General features: G+C 68.2%; 22 protein-coding genes. 12 read left to right on the top strand and 10 right to left on the bottom strand.

Features of this window, described 5'->3' with window-relative positions; genetic code table 11:
* The first annotated feature begins 32 nt into the window (after positions 1–32).
* From JCR33_RS04255 to JCR33_RS04240, 4 genes are all read left to right on the top strand, one after another.
* Entirely contained in the window at positions 33–1,331 is a 1,299-nt protein-coding gene (locus tag JCR33_RS04255; protein WP_198880794.1) for an ABC transporter permease subunit, read from the top strand.
* Between the two features lie 4 nt (positions 1,332–1,335).
* Positions 1,336–2,184 (top strand): ABC transporter permease, encoded by an 849-nt coding sequence (locus JCR33_RS04250; RefSeq protein ID WP_198880793.1) that lies wholly within the window; start codon positions 1,336–1,338, stop codon positions 2,182–2,184.
* A 77-nt stretch (positions 2,185–2,261) separates the two neighbouring features.
* Positions 2,262–3,497 (top strand): nitrogen regulation protein NR(II), encoded by a 1,236-nt coding sequence (locus JCR33_RS04245; RefSeq protein WP_198880792.1) that lies wholly within the window; start codon positions 2,262–2,264, stop codon positions 3,495–3,497.
* Between the two features lie 103 nt (positions 3,498–3,600).
* Complete coding sequence (locus tag JCR33_RS04240; protein WP_198880791.1) at positions 3,601–4,269, top strand: superoxide dismutase; 669 nt, start codon at positions 3,601–3,603, stop codon at positions 4,267–4,269.
* A 30-nt stretch (positions 4,270–4,299) separates the two neighbouring features.
* Here JCR33_RS04240 and JCR33_RS04235 read toward each other — a convergent pair whose 3' ends face one another.
* Positions 4,300–5,244: a hypothetical protein gene (locus JCR33_RS04235; protein WP_198880790.1), complete on the bottom strand. Its 945-nt coding sequence runs from the start codon at positions 5,242–5,244 to the stop codon at positions 4,300–4,302.
* 181 nt (positions 5,245–5,425) lie between these two features.
* Between JCR33_RS04235 and JCR33_RS04230 the strand changes: the two genes are divergently transcribed.
* Positions 5,426–6,001: a nitroreductase family protein gene (locus tag JCR33_RS04230; protein WP_198880789.1), complete on the top strand. Its 576-nt coding sequence runs from the start codon at positions 5,426–5,428 to the stop codon at positions 5,999–6,001.
* Positions 6,002–6,028: 27 nt separating this feature from the next.
* Positions 6,029–6,637, top strand: a complete 609-nt coding sequence (locus JCR33_RS04225; RefSeq protein WP_198880788.1) for a flavin reductase family protein — start codon at positions 6,029–6,031, stop codon at positions 6,635–6,637.
* Positions 6,638–6,743: 106 nt separating this feature from the next.
* Here the strand turns inward: JCR33_RS04225 and JCR33_RS04220 are convergent, their stop codons facing one another.
* The 4 genes from JCR33_RS04220 to JCR33_RS04205 all read right to left on the bottom strand — a co-directional run bounded on the left by JCR33_RS04220 (position 6,744) and on the right by JCR33_RS04205 (position 10,465).
* On the bottom strand, positions 6,744–7,436 hold the full coding sequence (locus tag JCR33_RS04220) for a GntR family transcriptional regulator (RefSeq protein WP_198880787.1): 693 nt from the start codon (positions 7,434–7,436) through the stop codon (positions 6,744–6,746).
* On the bottom strand, positions 7,433–8,962 hold the full coding sequence (locus JCR33_RS04215; RefSeq protein WP_198880786.1) for a tripartite tricarboxylate transporter permease: 1,530 nt from the start codon (positions 8,960–8,962) through the stop codon (positions 7,433–7,435). Before JCR33_RS04215 ends, JCR33_RS04220 begins: the two co-directional genes overlap by 4 nt.
* A 3-nt stretch (positions 8,963–8,965) precedes the next feature.
* Complete coding sequence (locus JCR33_RS04210; RefSeq protein ID WP_198880785.1) at positions 8,966–9,424, bottom strand: tripartite tricarboxylate transporter TctB family protein; 459 nt, start codon at positions 9,422–9,424, stop codon at positions 8,966–8,968.
* A 78-nt stretch (positions 9,425–9,502) separates the two neighbouring features.
* Positions 9,503–10,465, bottom strand: a complete 963-nt coding sequence (locus JCR33_RS04205) for a tripartite tricarboxylate transporter substrate binding protein (RefSeq protein WP_198880784.1) — start codon at positions 10,463–10,465, stop codon at positions 9,503–9,505.
* 289 nt (positions 10,466–10,754) lie between these two features.
* On the opposite strand from JCR33_RS04205, the gene JCR33_RS04200 reads away from it, so the two are divergent.
* The 5 genes from JCR33_RS04200 (at position 10,755) to JCR33_RS04180 (ending at position 15,701) form a co-directional block, all read left to right on the top strand.
* Positions 10,755–11,630, top strand: a complete 876-nt coding sequence (locus tag JCR33_RS04200; protein ID WP_198880783.1) for an NAD(P)-dependent oxidoreductase — start codon at positions 10,755–10,757, stop codon at positions 11,628–11,630.
* Complete coding sequence (locus JCR33_RS04195) at positions 11,627–12,559, top strand: NAD(P)-dependent oxidoreductase (protein WP_198880782.1); 933 nt, start codon at positions 11,627–11,629, stop codon at positions 12,557–12,559. Before JCR33_RS04200 ends, JCR33_RS04195 begins: the two co-directional genes overlap by 4 nt.
* 36 nt (positions 12,560–12,595) lie before the next feature.
* Positions 12,596–13,276, top strand: coding sequence for an RraA family protein (locus tag JCR33_RS04190; protein WP_198880781.1), 681 nt, complete (start codon positions 12,596–12,598; stop codon positions 13,274–13,276).
* A 107-nt stretch (positions 13,277–13,383) separates the two neighbouring features.
* Positions 13,384–14,637 (top strand): alpha-hydroxy acid oxidase, encoded by a 1,254-nt coding sequence (locus JCR33_RS04185; protein ID WP_198880780.1) that lies wholly within the window; start codon positions 13,384–13,386, stop codon positions 14,635–14,637.
* 170 nt (positions 14,638–14,807) lie between these two features.
* On the top strand, positions 14,808–15,701 hold the full coding sequence (locus JCR33_RS04180; protein WP_198880779.1) for a GAF domain-containing protein: 894 nt from the start codon (positions 14,808–14,810) through the stop codon (positions 15,699–15,701).
* 44 nt (positions 15,702–15,745) lie between these two features.
* Here JCR33_RS04180 and JCR33_RS04175 read toward each other — a convergent pair whose 3' ends face one another.
* Positions 15,746–16,654 carry a dihydrodipicolinate synthase family protein gene (locus tag JCR33_RS04175; RefSeq protein WP_198880778.1) on the bottom strand — a complete coding sequence of 303 codons (909 nt, stop codon included), beginning with the start codon at positions 16,652–16,654 and terminating at the stop codon, positions 15,746–15,748.
* A 189-nt stretch (positions 16,655–16,843) separates the two neighbouring features.
* Between JCR33_RS04175 and JCR33_RS04170 the strand changes: the two genes are divergently transcribed.
* Positions 16,844–17,638 carry an IclR family transcriptional regulator gene (locus tag JCR33_RS04170; protein WP_198880777.1) on the top strand — a complete coding sequence of 265 codons (795 nt, stop codon included), beginning with the start codon at positions 16,844–16,846 and terminating at the stop codon, positions 17,636–17,638.
* Between the two features lie 8 nt (positions 17,639–17,646).
* Here the strand turns inward: JCR33_RS04170 and JCR33_RS04165 are convergent, their stop codons facing one another.
* From JCR33_RS04165 to JCR33_RS04150, 4 genes are all read right to left on the bottom strand, one after another.
* Positions 17,647–18,897, bottom strand: coding sequence for a M20/M25/M40 family metallo-hydrolase (locus JCR33_RS04165; protein WP_198880776.1), 1,251 nt, complete (start codon positions 18,895–18,897; stop codon positions 17,647–17,649).
* On the bottom strand, positions 18,897–19,841 hold the full coding sequence (locus tag JCR33_RS04160; protein ID WP_198880775.1) for an arginase family protein: 945 nt from the start codon (positions 19,839–19,841) through the stop codon (positions 18,897–18,899). Before JCR33_RS04160 ends, JCR33_RS04165 begins: the two co-directional genes overlap by 1 nt.
* Positions 19,842–20,216: 375 nt before the next feature.
* Complete coding sequence (locus JCR33_RS04155) at positions 20,217–20,789, bottom strand: OmpA family protein (protein ID WP_198880774.1); 573 nt, start codon at positions 20,787–20,789, stop codon at positions 20,217–20,219.
* An 18-nt stretch (positions 20,790–20,807) separates the two neighbouring features.
* Positions 20,808–21,206, bottom strand: coding sequence for a hypothetical protein (locus tag JCR33_RS04150; RefSeq protein ID WP_198880773.1), 399 nt, complete (start codon positions 21,204–21,206; stop codon positions 20,808–20,810).
* Between the last annotated feature and the right edge of the window lie 46 nt (positions 21,207–21,252).

Genomic DNA, 21,252 nt, shown 5'->3' with positions numbered 1-21,252 from the left:
CACACACTGCGGGACAGAGCGGGGGACGCAGCATGACCGATACCGCCGCGACGGCTGGTAACATCCCATCCGGCCGGGCTGCCGGCACGGGGGCCGCGCCCCTCACCACGGCGGACGGCCAGCCGCTCAAGGTGGCGCTGCGCAGGGCCAACAGGCGAGCCCGACGCAACGCGATGCTCCTCGTCGCGCCGCTCTTCCTGTTCCTCCTCTTCACCTACACCATCCCCATCGTGCAGATGATGACCCGCTCGGTGATGAACCCCGAGATCGCCGGCTATCTGCCCAACACCACCGAGGCCATCGAGGATTGGGACGGGGAGGGGCTCCCTGGCGAGGCGGTGTTCGCCGCGATGGTGAAGGATCTCAATGCCGGCGGGCGCTCCACCATCGGCCGCGTGGCGGCGCGGCTCAATGCCGAGCTTCCGGGCGCCCGGTCCACCATGATGGGCTCGATGCGCGCCGCCGAGGACCTGCAGGCTCCCTTCAAGGAGGCGCTGATCGCCGACGACGACGATTGGGGGGAGCAGCGGATCTGGCGCCTGATCAAGCGCGAGACGCGCACGCTGACGCCCGCCTATTACCTGCGCGCGCTCGACTTCGAGTACAATCAGGACGGCGAGGTCGTCGCCCGGCCGCCGTCGATGCAGGTCTATCGCGCGATCTTCTGGCAGACGGCGTGGATGAGCGCGCTCATCACCTTCCTCACCATCCTGCTCGGCTATCCGGTGGCCCACCTTCTCGCCACGCTGCCGCTGAAGAGCGCCAACCTGTTGATGATCCTGGTGCTGTTGCCGTTCTGGACGTCGCTCTTGGTGCGCACCTCCGCCTGGATCGTGCTGTTGCAGCAAAACGGCGTGGTGAACGAGCTCTTGGTCTTCCTGCACATCGTGGACGACGACGGCCGCATCCGGATGATCTACAACCGCATCGGCACCATCGTGGCGATGACGCACATCCTGCTGCCGTTCATGATCCTGCCGCTCTATTCGGTGATGAAGACCATTCCACCGAGCCTCACCCGGGCGGCGCGCTCGATGGGGGCGACGCCGCTGCGGGCGCATCTCACGGTCTATTTCCCGCTCACCATTCCGGGGCTCGCGGCGGGGGTGCTGCTCGTCTTCATCCTGGCGATCGGCTACTACATCACCCCGGCGCTGGTCGGCGGCGAATCCGGCGTGTTCATTTCCAACCTCATCGCGGACCGGATGACGGGATCGCTGTCGCAGCTGCGCCTGGCGCTGGCGTTGGCGACGATCCTCCTCGTCGGGGTTCTGGTGTTCTACTGGCTCTTCAACCGCCTCGTCGGTGTCGAGCGGCTGAAGTTCGGGTGATCCGATGGCGCTTCCGTCCCACGCCTCCCGCCTCGAGCGGATCTGGCACTACACCTACCTCGTCATCTGCGGGCTGATCTTCTTCTTCCTCGTCGCGCCGATCATCGTGATCATCCCGCTGTCGTTCAACGCGACGCCCTACTTCACCTTCACCCGCGAGATGCTCACGCTCGATCCCGCGGGCTACTCGATGCGCTGGTACGACGCGCTGCTGACGAGCGACGAGTGGCTGTCGTCGATCCGCAACTCCTTCTTCATCGCGATCTCCGCGACGATCATCGCGACGACCTTGGGCACGCTCGCCGCCCTCGGCCTGTCGCGACGGGAGATGCCGGCGCGCGCGGCGATCACCGCCTTCCTCATCTCGCCGATGATCGTGCCGCTGATCATCACGGCGGCGGCGCTGTTCGCCTTCTACGCGCGGGTGAACCTGTCGCAGACCTTCTTCTCGATCATCATGAGCCACGTGGTGCTGGGTGCCCCGTTCGTGGTGATCACGGTGACGGCGGCGCTGTCGGGCTTCGACAACCAGCTCATCCGGGCGTCCCAGTCGATGGGGGCGAACCAGGTGACCACCTTCTTCAAGGTCATCCTGCCGCTGCTCCTGCCCGGCATCATCGCCGGCGGGCTCTTCGCCTTCATCACCTCGCTCGACGAGGTGGTGGTGGTGCTGTTCCTCGCCGGCCCCGAGCAGACGCCGATGACGGTGCGCATGTTCTCCGGCCTGCGAGAGGAGATCAGTCCCACCATCCTGGCGCTGGCCTCGATCCTCGTCGCGATGTCCATCGGGCTGCTGACGACGATGGAGCTGCTCCGCCGCCGCAGCGAGGCGCACCGCACCGGCAGAGGCTGATACGACACATCCGGCAACTTTGTTGCCGGATGTGATGAAATGTTTCTAGACTTTTTCGACAATGAATTGACACAAATGTGGGACGTCGCGTTAAGGTAGTTTGCATTCATGCTTATGTAGCAGCGTGTGAACGAGCCATGCGCCATCCTGAGTCCGAAGCCATCGTCTCAGAGCTCTACTATGCGGCGCTGTCGGGCGTCAGCTGGGACCGCGCGGCCCAACGTCTGCAGGCGGTGACGAGTCGCCCGGTCACTGTGGCGTTGCGCGTCGTGGGGGCGGACGGCCGAGAGCTGATCGCGGGTCAGGCCGGTCTTCCGGGCGAGGCTCTGATCGAATACCGCGACTACTATGCCAGCATCAATCCCTATACCCCCGTCCTCGCGGACCTGCCGTCGCGCCGGCCGGCCACGGTGCGGGATTTGGGCTTTGATCTGGTGCATCTCAGCGAGACGGAGTTTAACAAAGATTTTCTGACGCGGTACGATGTGGGTCCAGCCGGCGTCGGAATGAAAATGGTGGATGGGGGAGACGGCTTCATGGTCCTCGGAGTCAACTACGACGATTCCCACTCTCCTTCGCTCGATCCTCTGTTCAAGTCGCTTTGTCTGGAATTGAGCGAACATATCGCGCATGCGGTGACGATCGCCGAGCAGCAGGTCGTCGACGCGCGCCGCAGCGGCGCCATGGCGACGCTGTCGACGCTGCCGACGCCGGCGCTGGTGCTGAACGAGCGGGGCAGGGTGATCGGCAGCAACCGGCCGGCGGAAGAGCTGTTGGCGAGTGGGGTGGTGCTGGTCGATCGGAACCGCCGGTTGCGCAGTCGCGTGCCGACGGTGGACGACGAGCTGACGCATGCGGTGGATCACGCGATGCCGCCGCACCGTCGCACTGCGATCCTCAGGGTCCCCGACTTCGGCACCACGGGCGACGTGATCGTCTCCATCGTGCCGCTGCCCGACGATCCGTCGGGGCCGACCCACTGGTCGCAGCTCCTCGAGGACCGCTTTCCGGTCGCGATCGCCTACCTGTCGCGCGACATGCGGCCGGCGGCCATCGTGGAGCACCTGCGCGGGCTCTACGAGCTCGATGTGGTGGAGGCGCGGGCGGCCTACGCGATCTACTGCGGCCTGACCTTGTCGCAGTTCGCGGCCGACGAGGGGCTCAATCTCTACGAGGCCTCGTTGCTGCAGGATCGGGTGCTGCAGCGCTTCGGCGCTCACCGCAACGCCGACATCGCGCGGCGGGTCGGAGTGGTGGCGCACCTGACCGGGCCGGCGTCGCTCTCGGTCCAGCACCCGGGCGACAAGGGATAGCGGGCGGCAGGGCCGCAAGGCGTTCGGGACGGCGCGGCCCACAATCTGCTTGCGCCGATGGCGGGGCCACGTCTTGATGGCGCTTCCAGGATGGGAGGCGGCCATGCTGACACGACGCTCCGTTCTTGCGCTCGGCGCCACGGCGACGGCGGTGCTGGCATGTCCATCTCTGGGGCGGGCCGCCGCGCCGTTCGAGCCGCCGCCCTTGCCCTATGCGCCCGACGACCTCGCGCCGGTCATCTCGCGGCGCACGGTCGAGCTTCACTCCGGCATCCATCATCGCGGCTACTTCCGCGCCTTGAACCAGCTCGTCGCGGGCACCGACTACGCGGACCTGTCGCTCGACGAGGTGGCCTCGCTGGCGTTCCAGAACGGCGACGTCGAGATCGCCAACAACGCCGGGCAGGCGTGGAACCACATCCTCTATTTCGATCAGTTCGCCGGCGGTCCGAGCGAGCCGGAAGGGGCGTTGGCGGAGGCGCTCGGGCGCGAGTTCGGCGGGGTGGAGGGATTTGCCGACGAGGCGGTGGCAGCGTCGGGCCGCGTGTTCGGAACGGGCTGGCTGTGGCTTCTCGCCGAGGGTGATGCGCTCTATCTCGCGAGCACGGAAGACGGCGACACCCCACTCCCCTCGGGGATGGTGGCGCTGGTCGGGCTCGATCTGTGGGAGCACGCCTACTATCTCGACTACGAGAATCGCAAGGCGGATCATCTGCGCGCGCTGATCGGCCGTCTCATCAACTGGCAGCGGGTGGGCGAGCGCTTCGTCTAGGGCGCTGCCCCGCCGGGCGCGGTCGGTCGCTCAGAGGCGGCGGGCGATGACGGTGACTTCGGCCTCGTCGCCGGAATGGACGGTGAAGCTCTCGCTGTACTCGCCGTTGCGATGGCGGGCGACGACGTCGTAGTTGCCGGCGGCGAGGGTGACGTTGGCGTAGGCGCCGGTGCGCTCGAACACCGGATTGCCATCGGGGCCGTAGATCGTCCACGAGGTGTTGGCGATCGCTTCGCCGTTCCTGTCGCGCACGAGCTTCAGGCGGACCGAGCCGGCCTGGTGGCGCATCGAGACGCGGGTGAGCTTGCCGGCTTCGACCTGCACGTCCGCGCTGCGGACGGCGTTGACGCCGCCGTAGCGGCTGAGGACGTGGTAGGAGCCGGCCGGCAGGCGGGCGATCACTCCGGCGGGAAGTTTGCCGATGAGGCGGCGGGTTTCCCCTTCGATGGCGTAGACCTCGAAGGAGGCCTCGTCCTCGTCGGCCTTGGCGTCGTTGGCGAGGACGGCGGAGAGCTGCAGGCCGCCGGCGTTCAGGACGAAGGTTTCGGTATTGATCGGCTCGCGCAGGTCGATGGTGCGGGACTGGGAGGCGCGACCGTAGGCGACGTGGACGATGTAGCGGCCGGCCGGAAGGCGGAGCTCCAGATCACCGCCGCGGGCCTTGTGGACGAGCGGAAGCTCGCCGTTGGCATCGGGGATTTCGCGGAAGACGCGCCAGACCAGACCGTCGCCGATGGGACCGGAGTTGGGGGCGAGCTTGCCGACCAGGTAGACGGCGACCTCGCCGCGGATCGTGGGTCGAAGGTCCGGAGTGGAGGAGGGGGCGTAGGCGGCGACGCCGGCGACGGTGGTCTTCTGAGCGTCGACGAAGCGGGAGATGGCGGCTTGGGGATCGGCGCGGTCGGTGGTGGGCTTGGGCTTTGGTACCGGTGTCGCCGCGTGGGCGACGGCAGGAAACACCAGCAGTGCGAGCATGGTACATTTTGCCCAGCGAATCATCATATTCCCCATGGCCTTCCCCCTCTCGGTCCCGCAGCGGGTGACAGGGAAGCGCAAGTCATCTGCGCTCTGAGACACTGCTTAGGTTGACACCCTATTTCAACGACCGCAGCGGATTGAGTGGAAACAGCCCGAAGCTGCAAGGAGACGCAACACAATGGTTGCATTGCGTGACTATTTGGCAACGCGCCGCACGATTCCCTCGGCCTTCCTCGGCGAGCCGGGGCCGGACCCGGCGACGCTCGAGGCGATGCTGACCATCGCGGCGCGCGTTCCCGACCACGGCAAGCTCGCCCCGTGGCGGTTCATCGTGTTCGAAGGAGAGGGGCGCAAGGTCGCCGGCGAACGCGTGGCGAAGCTCGCGCAAGCCTCTGGAAAATCGGGCGATATTGAGGCGGAGCTGGGGCGCTTCCTGCGCTCTCCCACGGTGGTCGCCGTGGTGAGCCGCGCCGCGCCCCACGTGAAGATCCCCGAGTGGGAGCAGGTGCTGTCCGCCGGCGCGGTCTGCCTCAACCTGCTCCACGCGGCGGCCGCCTACGGCTTCTCCGCGCAGTGGCTGTCCGAGTGGATTGCCTACGATCGTGATGCGCTTGCCACGCTCGGCGTCGCCGAAGGCGAAAAAATCGCCGGATTTATCCACATCGGAACGCCCGAAGCGGCGCCTTTCGAGCGGGCTCGACCCGATGTCGCGGCCCTCACGACGCGGTTCGACCCCTCGACGACGCCCGAGTGATTCTCCCACCCGATCCGGAGGGCTCCTATGCACTATGATGCCCGGCGCAACGATCACGGCTTGCCGCACGACCCCTTCAAGGCGTTGGTGGCGCCCCGCCCGATCGGCTGGATATCGACGGTCGACGCCAAAGGGCAAGCGAACCTCGCTCCCTACAGCTACTTCAACGCAATTTGCGACAAGCCCCACCTCGTCATGTTCTCGTCGATGGGGCGGAAGGATACCCTTTCCAACATCGAGGCGACCGGCGCCTTCGTCTGCAACCTTGCGACGTATGCCTTGCGCGAGGCTGTGAACATGACGTCGGCGCCGGCGCCGCACGGCGTCAGCGAGTTCGAGCTCGCGGGGCTCGTCCCTGCGCCCTCGGTCGCCGTGGCGCCGCCGCGGGTCGCGCAGGCGCCGGTGGCGCTCGAGTGCGAGCTCGTCAGGGTGCTGCCGCTCACCGACGCCGCCGGCGCGCCCGCCCGCTACACGGCGGCCATCGGCGAGGTCGTCCACATTCACATCGACGATGCGATCATCCGTGACGGGATCGTCGATCTCGCCGCGGCGGGCGCGATCGCGCGATGTGGCTATAGGCAGTACGCCCACGTGGACTCCCTGTTCGAGATGAAGCGGCCGGACTATCGGTCCTGATCGGTCGGGCCGACGCCCGCCCCGTGCTCGCCGCCGCCCCTGTTAGCGGAGCGGGCGGTGCATTTGAACCCCGCCCGCAATTCTCCACTGCGACAGGGCGCCGCGCTCAGTCGAGCGCCATCGCCCGCATCAGCTCGGGCGGCAGGCTGATGCGCTTCTCGTTGGCGTGCGCGCGCCGGAAGCGCTCGATGGCGGCCGTCAGGTGACAGGTCATCGCCGCGCGCGCCCACTCCGAGTTGCGGGCTCTGACGCCGGCGATGATCTCGGCGTGCTGGCGGATGCTCTCGGCCATGTCGTCGTCGTTGTAGATATAGAAGCCGCCGAGGACCATCGGATATTCGAGGAGGCCGGTGCTGAACTTGCGCAGGTGGGCCGAGCCGCAGGCGGCGAGGAGCCCTTCGTGGAACGCCTTGTTGGACAGGTGCACCACGTCGCGGAAGCCCTCGGCCTTGCCCTCCGCCGCCTCGGCCATGCGGGCGTTGATCGCGGCGAGCTCCTCGATCCCCTCGTCGCTGATATTCTGCGCGGCGAGGCTCGCGCTGTAGCCTTCGAGAAGGATGCGCAGGTTGAAGATGTCCTCCGCGTCCTCGCGCCGCCACTCGGTCACGACGGCGCCGCGCTTGGGGGCGGGCTCCAGCAGCCCCTCGGAGATGAGCCGCTGGATCGCCGCGCGCACCGGCGTGCGGCTCACGCCGAGATCGTTGGCGACGGCATCCTCCTTGAGCGGCGCGCCCGGCTCGTAGTAGCCGGCCATCAGACGCCGCTTCAGTTTGAGGTGTACCGTGTCGCTGACGTTCATGCCGCGTCCGCGCGTCCCTGTCCTGCCGTTTTCGCTGCATTTTTGGCTTTACCGGCCGAGAGAATGCGCGTCCAGAGCGGCGACAGGAGGGTGACGAGGATGAGGACGATCAGCACCCAGGAGATCGGGCTCGTCAGGAAGTAGGTGGCATCGCCGCGCGACAGGAGCAGGGCGCGGCGGAAGGATTCCTCCGCCATCGGCCCGAGGATCACCGCGAGCACGGCGGGGGCTGTGGGGATGTCGAGCTTTTCCATGCCGTAGCCGATGAGGCCGAAGCCGAGCATCATCCACACCTCGAAGATGGAGTTGTGGACGGCGTAGATGCCCACCGTCGTGAGGGCGAGGATCATCGGCCCGAGGAGGCGTGGCGGCACGCGCAGGACGTTGACGAACGCGCGGGCGCCGAAGCGGCCGATCACGAACATCAGGCCCGAGGTGAAGAGCATCGTCAGCATGAAGCCGAACACCGTCTCGGCGTTGTCGCGGAAGAGCTCCGGCCCGGGGCGCAGGCCGTGGACGAGGAGGGCGCCGAGGATCACCGCCGCCACCGCGTTGCCCGGCACGCCGAGGGTGAGGGCGGGGATGAGGGTCGCCGCCGTGTCCGCGTTGTTGGCGCATTCGGGCGCGGCGAGACCGTCGGGCTCGCCGTTGCCGTAGTTCTTGGGGTTCTTCGAAAAGCGACGCTGGCCGTTCCAGGCGAGCAGCGCCGCGATGTTGCCGCCGAGCGCCGGGATCAGGCCGACGAAGAGGCCGATCGCCGACGAGCGGATCCACACCGGGACGAGGCTCGACCAGGCGAACGCCTCCTTCTCGCCGGTGACGGAGAGCGAGCCGGTCTTCACCACGTTGCGGCCGAGGAGGAGGTCGATCGCCGGCGGGATCGCGTAGAGGCCCGTCAACAGGACGATGATGTCGATGCCGGAGAGGAGGTCGAGCTGGCCGAAGGTGAAGCGCTCGGTGCCCGTCAGGCTGTCGATGCCCACCATGCCGAGGACGAGGCCGAAGCAGGCGCTGAGGAAGCCCTTGGCCGGGTTCTTCGACAACAGCACCGAGATGGTGGTGAGGCCGAAGAGGGCGAGCCAGAAATAGTCGGCGGGGCCGAACTTCAGCGCGATGGTGGCGAGCGGCGGGGCGAGGAGGAGCAGCGCCACCGCGCTGACGGCGCTGCCGATCGAGGAGGACACCAGCGAGATGTTGAGGGCGAGGCGGGCACGGCCCTGGCGCGCCATCTCGTGGCCGTCGAACACGGTGGCGATGCCCGCCGGGGTGCCGGGAATGCGCAAGAGGATCGCCGGGATCGATCCGCCGTACATCGCGCCGTTGTAGATGCCGGCGATCATGCCGAGGGCGACGAGCGGGGACATCGCGAAGGTCAGCGGGATGAGGACGGCGATGCCCATGGTGGCCGAGAGGCCGGGCAGGGCGCCCACCGCGATGCCGACGATGGTACCGAACACCATCGCGGCGATGACGCTCGGGCTGAGCACCGCCGGGAGGGCGGCGAGAATGCTGTCGAACACTTCCATGGATCAGAACCCGAGCGAACCGAGGAGCGTCTCAGGCGGCAGCGGGATGGCGAGCAGCATGTGGAACACCCCGTAGAGCACCGCGACGAAGATGACGGTGGCGATGAGCGAGGCGAGCCAATTGCGGTAGCCGAGCGCCGCGGCGAGGACGGGCACCATGATGACGGTAGAGGTGAAGAAGCCGACGTGGATGACGCCGTACACGTAGAGGACGGCCGCGACGACCACGATCGCGAAGCGCAGCGCCTCCAGCGGGGAGGGTGAGAAGGCCGCGGTGTCGCCGCGGGCGAGGCCGACCGCGGACTGGACCGCCCAGATGAGGGAGAGAGCGAGTGCCGTGCCGACGACGGCGAGCGGCATGGTGCTCGACTGCCCGCGATAGCTGTAAGCCTCGAAGAGGCCGCCGACGCACAGGGCACCCACGGCGAGGGCGACGACGAGCTCAACGGTTCGCCGGTTCATGGCGATGCTCCTGAAGCGGGGAGAAACGAAATGGGGCCGGGTCGCGTCGCGGCCCGGCCCCCGGCGACATCGCGTCGTCTATTTGACCCAGGGCTGCTCTTTCCACAGCGTCTCGAGGCTCTGGTTGACCGCTTCGAGGTGGGCGCGGAAGGCCTTGCTGTCCTGGAAGGAGAGGGCGAGATCCTGCTTCTTCGCCGCGGCGCGGAACTCGGGGTCGGCGACCGCCTTCTCGATGGCCGCGGTGAGCGCCGAGAGCGCCTCGTCGGGAATGCCGGCCGGGGCGCCGATGCCGCGGTCGGAGCCCATGATCACGTCGTAGCCCTGCTCCTGGAAGGTCGGCACGTCGGGCGCGCCGTCCCAGCGCTTCTCGGCCATCTGGCCGAGGATCACGAGGTCGCCATTCTCGGCGTCCTGCACCGTCTCGGAGACGTTCATCGAGGCCATGAAGACGTGGCCACCGAGCACGGCGGCGCGCACATCGGCATTGCCGGAGAAGGGGATGTGCTCGAACTGCACGCCGGCGGCGCGCTCGAAGGCGAGGGCGGCGAGGTGGTCGTCGGAGCCGATGCCGGTGGTGCCGTAGGTCACCTCACCCGGGTGCTCCTTGGCGTAAGCCACGAGCTCTTCGAGGTTGGTGATGTTGGCGTCGGGGCGAACGGAGAAGGCGCCCGGATCGTAGATGATGTTGGCGACCGGCTCGAGCGTCTCGAGGCTGTAGCGCGTCTGCCGCTGGATGGGGATCGACAGGAGGTTCGGCGTGTTGATGAAGCCGATGGTGTAGCCGTCGGGCTTGGCCTGGGAGAGGGCGGTGAAGCCGATCTCGCCGCCGGCACCTGGGCGGTTCAGCACGGTGATGGTGGCGCCGTCACCGAGATATTTCTCGATGAAGGGAATGAGCGTGCGCGCCGCAACGTCGGTACCGCCGCCGGCACTGTAGGCAACGATCATGGTGATCGGCCGCTCCGGATAGTCCGCGAGCGCTGCGGTCGCGGTCATGGCCGAAAGGGTGAGCGTGCCGATGAATTTCAGAGACTTCTTCATGAATCCTCCCGTTCGCGTCTTTAGCCAAAGCCGGTGCATGGGGGTGCTTGACGACTTTGGACACAAAGTCTCTATCCGCAAATCTCAACGCGGGTAAAGGGAGAATTGGTAGAAATTTGGGCATCCGGAAGAATGTTCAGAAATTCTGGCGCTATATTGCGATGCACAATTCATCTGCGCTGCATCGCACAATATCACTTCCTTTCTATCGCCCCCAAAATGGCATTGCGAATCCATGTCATTTTGTATTTTTTCTGTATCCCCCAGAGAGACGCGACCGGAGGCGCGGATGGCGGTGAACACGCAGGTGGCGGCGGAACGGCCGAGCGTCCTGATGATCGGCTATGGCGAGGTCGGCCAGGCATTCGCGCAACGGGTGGCCGGCGCCGGCGCAGCGCTGCAGGTCGTCGACCGCCTGCACGCCGGCGAGAGTGTCGCGGGCGTCACCGTCGCCGCCGAGCCGCCGGCGAGCCTCGCGGGCGTCGACATGGTGCTCGCCGCGGTGCCCTCCTCGGTGAGCGTTGCGGTCGCCGAGGCCTACGCCGCCCTGCCGGGGGACTTCGTCTATGTCGACCTGTCGTCCTCGGCCGAGGGGGCGATGCGGGAGGCGGCCGCCCGCTTCGCCGGCCGGAAGGCGCGCTTCGCCGACGCCGCCATCATGGGTTCGGTGAACCTACACGGGGCCGGAACGCCGCTCATCATCGCAGGCGAGGGCAGCGACGAGGCCGCCGACCATCTGGAGGCGTTCGGCTTCGAGGTGACGCGCCTTACGGGCGGCAAGGCGGGCGATGCGAGTGCGCTCAAGCTCCTGCGCAGCGTCCTCACCAAGGGGCTCGAGGCGGTGGCGGTGGAGTGCTTCGTCGCCGCCCGCGCCATGGGCCTGTCGGATGCGCTGCGCGACAATCTCAGCGACATCGGCCGGACGAGCTTTCCCGATTTCCTCGATGCCATTATCCGGACCCATGTGGTGCACGCGCCCCGTCGCGCTCATGAGGTCGCGGGGGCGGTGGCCCAGCTCGAGGAGCGCGACCTTCCCGCCTCGGTGAGCCGGGCGGTGCTCGACGCCTTCCACCGCACCAGCGACCGCCTCGTCGCGGCCGCGCCCGCCCAACCGCCGAAGAGCGCCGACGAGGCGCTCGCCTGGCTCAGTGGAGAAACCCGATGAGCGGCTCCGACAGCGCACGCCGGCCCCTGGTGTGCGTCCTCGATGAGATCCACCCCGCGGCGATCGCCCGCCTCGCTGAAGAGGCCGAGGTCCGCACCCCCGCCGACGGCGGGCGCGACTATCGCGACGCCGACGCCATCATCGTGCGCGCCTCTCCGATCGCGCCGGAGGATGTGCGGGCCGCCAAGCGCCTCAGGGTCATCGGCAAGCACGGCGCGGGCACCGACAACATCCCGATGGGGGTGGCGAAGGAGGCCGGCATCGTCGTCCACTCGACGCCCGGCGAGAACGCCGAATCCGTCGCCGACCTCGCCGTGGGCATGGCGCTTGGCATCATCCGCAACATCTGCGGCCACACCGCCGCGCTGCGCGCCGGTGCCCCGCTCACGGGCGAGGCGGTGGTGGGCTACGAGCTCGCCGAGCTCAAGACCGGCATCATCGGCTTCGGCGCGGTGGGCCAGGCCGTCGCCCGTCGCCTCACCGGCGGCTTCGGCTCCACCGTCGGCGCCTTCGATCCGGGCATCGCGGCGGACGCGTGGCCGAGCGGCGCCGCCCGCTACGAGACGCTCGACGTGCTGGTGGAGGAGTGCGGCCTCGTCTTCCTCCATGCCCCGCTCAACGCGGCGACGCGGGGGCTCTTCGACGCCGCCATGCTCGCCCGCATGCCGAAGGGGGCCTTCCTCGTGAACTGTGCCCGCGGCGGCATCGTCGACGAGGCGGCCCTCGCCGACGCGCTGCGCTCCGGCCACCTCGGCGGTGCCGCCTGCGACGTCTTCGAGATCGAGCCGCCGCGGCCCGACAATCCGCTTCTCGCCGTGGAGGGCTTCCTCGCGACCTCCCACCTCGGCGCCTCCACTCACCGTGGCCTCGCCCGCGTCGGCCTCTCCATCGCGAACAAGGTGCTCGCGACCCTCGCCGACCGCGCCTGACCCCGCCACCCGCTCCCGTACTGAAGGACACATTCCATGACGATCGGATTCCGCATCCTGAAGCGCCGCCGCGCCGTCTCGGCCGACATCGCCAAGCGCTTCACCGCGCTGCCCGTGGCGAACGTCAGCGACTCCATGAGCCGGATGACGGCGGGCGGTGCGGCGCTGAAGCCCTATCACGCCCCCGGCACCCGCATTGCCGGGCCGGCGCTCACCGTGAAGACCCGCCCCGGCGACAACCTGATGGTGCACAAGGCCATCGACATGGCCGAGCCCGGCGACGTGATCGTGGTCGATGCGGGCGGCGACCTCACCAACTCCATCATGGGCGAGATCATGGTGTCGATCGCCAAGAAGAAGGGGATCGCCGGCTTCGTGATCTACGGCGCGATCCGCGACGCCGAGGAGATCGCCGCCTCGGGCATGGGGATGTTCGCCACCGGCGTGACCCATCGCGGCCCCTATAAGGACGGGCCGGGCGAGATCAACGTGCCGATCGCCATCGAGGGCATGGTGATCGAGCCGGGCGACCTGATCGTCGGCGACGGCGACGGCATGCTCGCGATCCCCTACGACGCGGCCGAGACGGTGCTTGCCGCCACCGAGGCCAAGCAGGCGGCCGAGGTGAAGGAGCTCGCCGCCATCGAGGCGGGCACCAACGATCGCTCGTGGGTGGACAAGGCGCTCGCCGCCAAGGGCTGTTCCATCGAAAGCTGAACAATAATGGGCTCGTGCGGTTGGCGCGCGGGCCCATCGGCGCGATAAGTCCGCTCACGCGCGAAGGATGGCGCGCGGATCGGAACACAAGAAACCGGGGGAGCACGATGTCGACGGAAGCGCAGGCTGAGACCAAGGAAACTCCGCGGCTGGAACCGAGGCTCGCCAAGCGCGTCGTCAAGCACGTTCCGCCCCGGCTCCGCCCCATCCTCTCCCTCGACGATTTCGAGGACGCCGCCCGCCGCTATCTGCCCCATCCGATCTTCGCCTACGTGTCGGGCTCGGTGGAGATGGGCCTCTCCTTCGCCGCCAACCGGCGTGACTTCATGGAGATGGGCCTCGTCCCCCGCATCCTCGCCGACTGCGCCCAGCGCAGCCAGAAGCGCACGCTGATGGGGGTGGAGTACGACCATCCGTTCGGCATCTCGCCGATGGGCCTGTCCGCCCTGTCCGCCTATGACGGCGACGTCGTCCTCGGCAAGGTGGCCAAGGAACGCAAAATTCCGGGCGTGTTGAGCGCCACCTCGCTGACCCGCCTCGAGCGCGTCGCCTCCGAGGCCGGCAGCCGCTGGTTCCAGGCCTACCTTCCGGGCATCGACGAGCGGATTGAGGCGATGGTCGACCGCGTCGGCGCGGCGGGCTTCGACACCATCGTCCTCACCGTGGACGTGCCGGTGTCGGGCAACCGCGAGAATAACGTTCGGGCGGGCTTCGAGTCCCCGCTGAAGCCCAGCCTGCGGCTCGCCGTGCAGGGCATCGTGCGGCCGCATTGGCTGATCGGCACCTTCGGCCGCACGCTGAAGAATTTCGGCATGCCGCATTTCGAGAACATGGACGTGACGCGCGGCCCGGCGATCGTGTCGAAGAACGTGGTGCGCTCGATGGCCGGGCGCGACGGCCTCGCCTGGCGCCACGCGGAGCTGATCCGCAAGCGCTGGCCGGGCAAGTTCGTGCTGAAGGGAGTGCTCGCGGCCGAGGACGCGCGGCTCGCCCGCGAGATGGGCTGCGACGGCATCGTGGTGTCGAACCACGGCGGCCGTCAGCTCGACTCGGCGATTTCGCCGATCGCCGCCCTTCTCGACATCAAGCCGGTCGCCGGCGACATGGCGGTGATGGTCGAGAGCGGCATCCGCCGCGGCGGGGACGTCTTGAAGGCGCTCGCGCTCGGTGCGGATTTCGTGTTCGTGGGGCGGCCCTTCCTGTTCGGCGCCACCATCGCCGGGGAGGACGGCGTGCGCCATGCCGTCGACATCCTCTCCAGCGAGATCGACCGCAACATGACGCTGCTCGGCGTGCGCACCCTCTCCGAGCTCAACCCGGACTTCGTGCGCCTTCCGCCCCACCTTTGCCCGCGCGGTTGACCGTTCGTCCGACCGTCGCCGCCCCCAGCAAATGTCGGACATGTCATAACAATATGCCTCCCTTTAGAGTTTTGCTAAGCTTGTGATCCGTTGGAGCCGGGGGGCTGATGGACAGGACGGTCGGCACGAGCAGGCAATTGCCGCACTTCGTATGTGCGGTGGAGGTGTGGTTGCCCGGGGGAGATACCCGCAAGCTCGAGCTGGCAGGGTGGCAATCGACCCGCTCCTCGGCGTTTCACGAGGCGGGTCGGCAGCAACCGCAGAACTATGGCGAGGGGATCGCGGGGCTTGCCTGGCGGAATGGGCGCCCGATGGTGGAGCGGGACATGGCCGTCGCCTGCCCCGGGCGGTCTGACGAGGCCGCCGATTTCGTCTGCGCCATCGCGTTCCCGATCTTCGTCGGCCGCTTTCTCCTCGGCGTGATGGCCTTCTTCTTCGCCGGTCCGCACGGGCGCGTCGGCGCCGTCGAGATCTGGCACGCCGCGCCGGGGGCCAACGAGCTCGGCTTCTTCGACGGCTACTTCGGCAACGCCGAGGTGTTCGAGATCACCGCCCGCCACATGCATTTCGGGCGCGGCGTGGGGCTGCCGGGCGAAGTGTGGTCGCGCGGGGGGCCGGTGATGATGCCGCAGCTCAACGCGCCGCGCTTCCTCAACTGGGAAAGTGCCCAGGCGGTCGGCTTCCGCAGCGGGATTGGCGTTCCGCTGCCCTGCTCGGCGCCGGGAACCTGGATCCTCAACATGTTCTCGTCCGACGTCTCGCCGCTCGCGCGAAGGTTCGAGGTGTGGAGCGTCTCCGACGAGGACGAGAGCCTCATACTGCGCAGCGGCCATTGCTCGGTGCAGGGAGATCTCATGCGCGTCTACGATCACCATGCCGTGCCGTTCGGCGTTGGCGTGCTCGGCATGGTGGCGCGATGCGGGATACCGGCCGTCTCGAGCGACTTCACCGGCGAGGACGAGGTCGTCGCGCGCTCGCTCGCCGCAGCGGGGCTGACGCGGATGCAGCTGCTGCCGATCATCCGCAACGCCGCGCTGACGGCGATCGTCGCCCTCTATCAGTGAGGGGCCGCGCTCCGCTCCGCGAGGGGCAGAGCGCGGCGACCCGCTCAGGCGGCCTTGGCGGCCGGCGTCGCCTCGAAGGCGAGAAGCTCGGGCAGTGCCTTTTCTATGGCGCGCACCTGCTCGGGCGAGGAGGGCGGCATCGGCGCGCGCGGTAATCCGCCGGTGCAGCCCTGCGCCGAAAGGGCGGTCTTCACGTTGGCGGGTAGGTTGTCGGCGGCGATCGCGTTCCAGAAGCGAAGCAGCGCCTCGTGGATCGCCTTGGCGCGGGGATGGTCGCCCGCCTGCACCGCATTCCAGAGCGCGACGCACGGCCCCGGCACCGCCGCAGGATTCGCCGCGATGGTGCCGTGCGCACCGAGCGCGAAGGAGGGGTAGAGGAGGGCATCGATCGCCGAGAAGATCCGGCTTCCCTCCGGCGCCGTGACCATCAGGTCGGCGAAGAGCTTCAGATCGCCCGCGCTCTGCTTCACGCCGAGGATGCCGGGCAGCTCCGTCATCAGCTTCACGAGCAGTGCCGGGCTCAGATAGTTCCACGGGATCACGTTGTAGATCAGCACCGGCTTGTCGGTCTCGCCGGTGATGCGCTCGAAGTGGGCGTAGGTGGCGGCCTCGTCCGGCTTGAAGAGGTAGTGGACGGGGGTGATCTGGAAGGCGTCCACGTGAGCCTCCATCCGCTTCGCCTTCTGCACGGCGTCGCGGGTGGAATTGACGATGATGCCGGCGATCAGCGGGATCTTGCCGGCGACCTCCTCGGCGCAGATCTCCGAGATCCGCACCAGCTCGTCGCCGGTGAGGGTGTGGCCTTCGCCGGTGCTGCCGCCGAAGCAGATGCCGTGGACGCCCTTTTCGAGAAGAAAGCGGACGTTGCCGCGCAGCGCCGCCTCGTCGATCTCTCCCCCTTTGTCGAACGGCGTCACCACCGGCGGAACGATGCCGTAGATGTCCCGGGCCATATTGTCCTCCCTTTCCCGTATTGTGGGATTAGGCTACCGAGAGTGCTCAGATGCGTCAACGCAGCAATCCCACATTATGGGATTAAACAGACGGCAATCGATTAGAAATCGCGACACTTCGTTGATTTTTGTTCCGAATTCCGGGATAGATTGGGTGCGGCGCGCCGGGGCGTGCCGTCGGAGGACCAGGTGGAAACCAAGAGCATCAAGACCGTGGGCAAGCTGATGAGCGTGCTCGAGTGCTTTTCGACGCGCGATCGTCAGCTCACGGTGAGCGAGATCGCCGAGCGCACCGGTCTGCCGCGCTCCACCGCCCACCGGGCAATCCTGTCGCTGAAGGAGATCGGCTTCCTCGACCAGGACCAGTCCCGCGAGGCCTATCGGCTCGGCCTGAAGCTGTTTCAGCTCGGCGCCACGGTGCTCAACAACATGGACCTCCAGAGCGAGGCGCGGCCTTTCGTTGAGGCCCTCGCGCGGCTCGCCGAGGAAAGCATCCATCTGTGCGTGTTCGACGGCGAGAGGATGGTGTTCGTCGAGACCAAGGAGGGCGGGCGCACCGGCGACACCAACTCCACGATCACCATGGAGCTGTCACCGTGCCACTGCACCGGCGTCGGCAAGGCGGCGCTCGCCTTTCAGGACGAGCGGACCATTCGCAAGGTCATCGCGAGCGGGCTTGCGCGTCACACCGCCGCGACGATCGTCGCGGGCGAGGAACTGATGGCCGCCCTCGCGCAGATCCGCTCGGCGGGCTACGCGTTCGATCTCGGCGAGCACAAGAGTGGCGTCCACTGCGTCGCCGCGCCGATCCGCAACGTGTCGGGGCGGGTGATCGCGGCGATTTCGGTGAGTGGGCCGGCGGCGCGCCTGCCGGTCGATCGGCTCGAAGAGCTGGCGCCGGTGGTGATCGCCCACGCCAATGCCATCTCCCGCCGCCTCGGCGATCAGCCGGCCGAGCCGGTCGCCGCGCTGACGCCGGCCTGACGCGCGGCTCAGCCCTCGCCTTCCAGGAAGTGCTTGGCGACGAGCGCGTAGATCGCCGTCAGCGGCGCGAGCTCGGCGACGAGCACGCTCTCGTCCGGCCCGCCGAGATTGCGCGGCGTCGGCCCCACCACCACGGTGTCGAAGCCGGCGGCGCGCCACAGACGCGCGTCCGAGCCGCCGATCCGCATGTCGTTCCAGACCGGCTCGCCGAGGACGCCGGCGATCGCCTCGCGGGCGACGCGGGCGATGGGGGCGCTCGGGTCGGTGAAGGTCGATTCGTAGCTGCGGATGATGCTGTGCGTCACCCCGGGGTGAGCGCCGATGATCCTGTCGAGGGCCTCCTCGACCTCGGCCACCTTCACGCCGAGGGGGAGGCGGATGTCGATCCCCGCCACGGCCCGCTCGGGTACGAGATTGGGGGAGAGGCCGCCGGCGATCTCGCCGAGATTGATGGTGACGTTCTCCATGGCGCGGCGGGCCGCCGACCCGTCGGCGCCGGGAATGAGGCGGGCGGCGTCGATCACCTTGGTGCCGGCGGCCGGGGCGTTGGCGGGCAGCTTCTCGAGATGGTGAAGCTCGTCGAGGACGCGCATCAGCCGCTCGATGGCATTGTCGCCGGTGTAGACGTGGGCGCCGTGCGCCTGGCGTCCCGTCGCGGTGATCGTCACCCACACCATGCCCTTCTCGCCGACCCGCACGCAGCGCGGCCCGCCGACGTCGCCGACGAGGACGCCGTCGCCGTGGACGATCGGCACGTTGTCGATCAGCCACTTGGTGCCGAGGACGCCCATCGACTCCTCGTCGCCGGCGAGGGTGAGCACGACCTCGCCCGGGAAGGGCCGCGCGCTCGCCACTACGCGCAGCGCCTCGACGAGCGCGGCACAGCCGCCCTTCATGTCGGCGGCGCCACGGCCATAGAGGCGCCCGTCGACGATGCGTCCACTGAGCGGCGGCTCGCGCCACGAGGCGGGGTCGCCGATCAGGTAGGTGTCGATGTGCCCGCTGAACACCAGCCGGCGGCCCGGGAGGCCGCCCTCGACGCGGGCGACGAGGTTGACGACCTTCTCGTCGGATTCGTGGAATTCGAGGGTGATGCCGGGCACCAAGGCGAGGGCGGCGGCGGCGATGTCGGCGGCGGGAAGGGTCGATTCCGTCGGGTTCTGGGTATCGCACCGCACGAGCGCCTGGGTGAGCGAGACCACCGCCTTTTCCCGCGCCATCGCGGCGCTCATCAACGCCCGATCGTCGGGAAATGGCATCAGTCGGCCTCGTCTCGCCGGGCACGCCACACGAGAAGGAGGATTTCGAAGGTCACCGCCGCGGCGAGAAAGGCCGTCATGCCGTTCACGTCGTGCGGCGGGCTGACCGTGTTGACGTCGGCCGCGACGATCGAGAGGCCGGCGAGCGCGCGCAGGAGTTCGAGCCCCTCGCGTGCGGTGAAGCCGCCCCAGGAGGGGGTGCAGACGCCGGGCGCGCAGGAGGGGTCGAACACGTCCATGTCGAAGGAGAGGTAGACCGGGCGCGAGCCGATGGCCGTGCGGATCTCGCCGAGCACGTCCTCGGCGCCGCGCCGCTGGAAGTCGCGCATGGTGACGAGGTTGTAGCCGAGGTCGCGGGCGTAGTCGTAGACGCCCTGCCGCATGGCGTTGCCGCGCACGCCGACGTGGAAGGACGCGCTCGGGCGCACCCGCTGCTCCAGCGCGGCGTGGGTGAACTGGGTCGCCGGATCGTAGCGGTGCACGGGGTCGACCGGATAGGCGTCGGTGTGGCTGTCGATGTGGAGGACCACGAGATCGGGATGGATGCGCGCCGCGGCCCGCACCAGCGGCAGCGAGATCGAGCCGTCGCCGCCGAAGCCGACGGTGGCCGCGCCCGCCGAGCCGAGCCGGTAGGCGGCCTCCTCGATCAGCGGGAAGGCCTCCTCGGCGCGCGAGGGGACGACGTTCACGTCGCCGGCATCGATGACGCCGAGGTCGGCGAGGATGTCCTGGTCGGCGAGCTCGGACTGATAGCGCTGGAGGAGGGGCGATTGCTCGCGGATCGCCTGCGGTCCCTGGCGGGAGCCGATCCGGAAGGGGTGGGTGCCGCAGTCGAAGGGGCATCCGAGGATAGCGGCGCCGGCTCCGGTCGCGTCGGTGGAGGCCGGCACGCCCATGAAGGTGAGCGGCGGCCGAAAGAGCGCGCGGTCGTTAGGGGTGGTCATATCGGGTCCGACGCTGACGGGAAGGATGAACCGTCAACCGAACCGGACGGTCGGTAAGGATCCCACGGATCCAAGAGCCAAAGGCGATCTTCTCAGCCATGGCGAAACCGGCGACAGGTGAGGGGAGATGTGCAAACTCATCGGCCGTGCGTACAACGCTGTTCAGGAAGCGTTCATCGTCACGATGGGTGCGAAATGTGGCGAACCCATGGCCGAATGAGCAATATTTATAGAATTTCCGATTAGATTGGATAAGATTGCGATATCAAATTTAACGAACGATTCATCTTTGGCGCATCCGCCGTCGTCGCGGCGACGGCGGGGGAGGCTGCCGGCACGGGGCGCCCACGCGCTCCGGCCGGCAGCCTCGCGACCTCAGGGACCGAGGTTGAGGAGCTGAACCCGACGGTTCACGCCCGAGTCGGGATGGGCGGGGTCCTGCAGCTGCTCCTCGCCGAGGCCGATCGAGGTGAGCTGGGCGGCCGGCACGTTGAAGGTGGTGACGAGCGCGTCGCGCACCGAGGCGGCCCGCTCCTTGCTGAGCTTCAGGTTGAGCTCGCGGCCGCCCGTGGCGTCGGTGTGGCCGACGACGACGATCCGCTGGCCCATGAGGTAGGGGGTGTGGAGCGCGTCGGCGATGAGGCCGACCGAATAGTAGCTCTCCGGGCGGATGCGGGCGGAGCCACGGTCGAAATTGATCTCGACGCTGAGCTGCGGCAGCGTGTTGATGCGGTCCGACAGCGGGCCCTGGGCGTTGTCTCCGCCGCTCGCGGCGGCACGCTCGGCGGCGGCCTGCAGGGCGGCCGGGTCGAGCGCGGCGACGGTGCTGCCGGTCTCGTAGAGGCTCTTGATGATCTGGTTGCGGTCGAGCTGGTTCTGGGCGGCGGCGGGCGTCGCGATGCCGGCGAGGAGCGCAGCGAAAGGAACGGCGATGCGGGCGATTGTCATGGTCTGTCCTTCAGCTCCTTAGCGCCAGCCGGCATTGGTGATGGCGGCGTTGCACTTCTCGCTCACGCTCGGCTGCGCCTTCAGGAGGCACTGCAGGGTGTAGCCGCGGCCCCGCTTCGTCATCGGGCACAGGCGCTGGATGTCGCGGTTGCACACCTGGTCGGCGCTCTGCTGGGCGGCGCGGCGGGCCTCGATCGACTGCGTGACCTGCACCAGGGAGGTCGCGCACTGGCCGGAGATCTTGCCTTGGTTCTCCTTGAGGCAGCGGCCGACGCCGTAGTTGGCGAGCGTCGCCGTGGCGCAGTAGCGCTCGATGTCCTTACCGCAGTCGCGGGAGAGGATCTTGATGGCGTCAGCGTAGCCGACGGTGTCGGCCTTGGCCGAGCCGATCCCGGTCACGGCAACCACGAGCGCCATGATGATTGTAGCGAATGTCAGTCTGAGCACGGTCAAAACCCATTTC

It is taken from the genome of Acuticoccus mangrovi, assembly GCF_016411865.1.
Taxonomy (GTDB): Bacteria; Pseudomonadota; Alphaproteobacteria; order Rhizobiales; family Amorphaceae; genus Acuticoccus; species Acuticoccus mangrovi.
Note: the sequence above shows the minus strand (reverse complement) of the source record. Positions and strands in the feature narration are given on the sequence as shown.

Excerpts from the sequence above, each read along its gene's own strand:
- JCR33_RS04240 (WP_198880791.1), top strand. The coding sequence starts at position 3,601 with ATGCTGACACGACGCTCCGTTCTTGCGCTCGGCGCCACGGCGACGGCG.
- JCR33_RS04215 (WP_198880786.1), bottom strand. The coding sequence starts at position 8,962 with ATGGAAGTGTTCGACAGCATTCTCGCCGCCCTCCCGGCGGTGCTCAGC.
- JCR33_RS04165 (WP_198880776.1), bottom strand. The coding sequence starts at position 18,897 with ATGCCATTTCCCGACGATCGGGCGTTGATGAGCGCCGCGATGGCGCGG.
- JCR33_RS04175 (WP_198880778.1), bottom strand. The coding sequence starts at position 16,654 with ATGGCCCGGGACATCTACGGCATCGTTCCGCCGGTGGTGACGCCGTTC.
- JCR33_RS04190 (WP_198880781.1), top strand. The coding sequence starts at position 12,596 with ATGACGATCGGATTCCGCATCCTGAAGCGCCGCCGCGCCGTCTCGGCC.
- JCR33_RS04200 (WP_198880783.1), top strand. The coding sequence starts at position 10,755 with ATGGCGGTGAACACGCAGGTGGCGGCGGAACGGCCGAGCGTCCTGATG.
- JCR33_RS04220 (WP_198880787.1), bottom strand. The coding sequence starts at position 7,436 with ATGAACGTCAGCGACACGGTACACCTCAAACTGAAGCGGCGTCTGATG.
- JCR33_RS04195 (WP_198880782.1), top strand. The coding sequence starts at position 11,627 with ATGAGCGGCTCCGACAGCGCACGCCGGCCCCTGGTGTGCGTCCTCGAT.
- JCR33_RS04155 (WP_198880774.1), bottom strand. The coding sequence starts at position 20,789 with ATGACAATCGCCCGCATCGCCGTTCCTTTCGCTGCGCTCCTCGCCGGC.
- JCR33_RS04150 (WP_198880773.1), bottom strand. The coding sequence starts at position 21,206 with ATGGCGCTCGTGGTTGCCGTGACCGGGATCGGCTCGGCCAAGGCCGAC.
- JCR33_RS04225 (WP_198880788.1), top strand. The coding sequence starts at position 6,029 with ATGCACTATGATGCCCGGCGCAACGATCACGGCTTGCCGCACGACCCC.
- JCR33_RS04210 (WP_198880785.1), bottom strand. The coding sequence starts at position 9,424 with ATGAACCGGCGAACCGTTGAGCTCGTCGTCGCCCTCGCCGTGGGTGCC.
- JCR33_RS04230 (WP_198880789.1), top strand. The coding sequence starts at position 5,426 with ATGGTTGCATTGCGTGACTATTTGGCAACGCGCCGCACGATTCCCTCG.
- JCR33_RS04205 (WP_198880784.1), bottom strand. The coding sequence starts at position 10,465 with ATGAAGAAGTCTCTGAAATTCATCGGCACGCTCACCCTTTCGGCCATG.
- JCR33_RS04160 (WP_198880775.1), bottom strand. The coding sequence starts at position 19,841 with ATGACCACCCCTAACGACCGCGCGCTCTTTCGGCCGCCGCTCACCTTC.
- JCR33_RS04250 (WP_198880793.1), top strand. The coding sequence starts at position 1,336 with ATGGCGCTTCCGTCCCACGCCTCCCGCCTCGAGCGGATCTGGCACTAC.
- JCR33_RS04235 (WP_198880790.1), bottom strand. The coding sequence starts at position 5,244 with ATGCTCGCACTGCTGGTGTTTCCTGCCGTCGCCCACGCGGCGACACCG.
- JCR33_RS04255 (WP_198880794.1), top strand. The coding sequence starts at position 33 with ATGACCGATACCGCCGCGACGGCTGGTAACATCCCATCCGGCCGGGCT.
- JCR33_RS04185 (WP_198880780.1), top strand. The coding sequence starts at position 13,384 with ATGTCGACGGAAGCGCAGGCTGAGACCAAGGAAACTCCGCGGCTGGAA.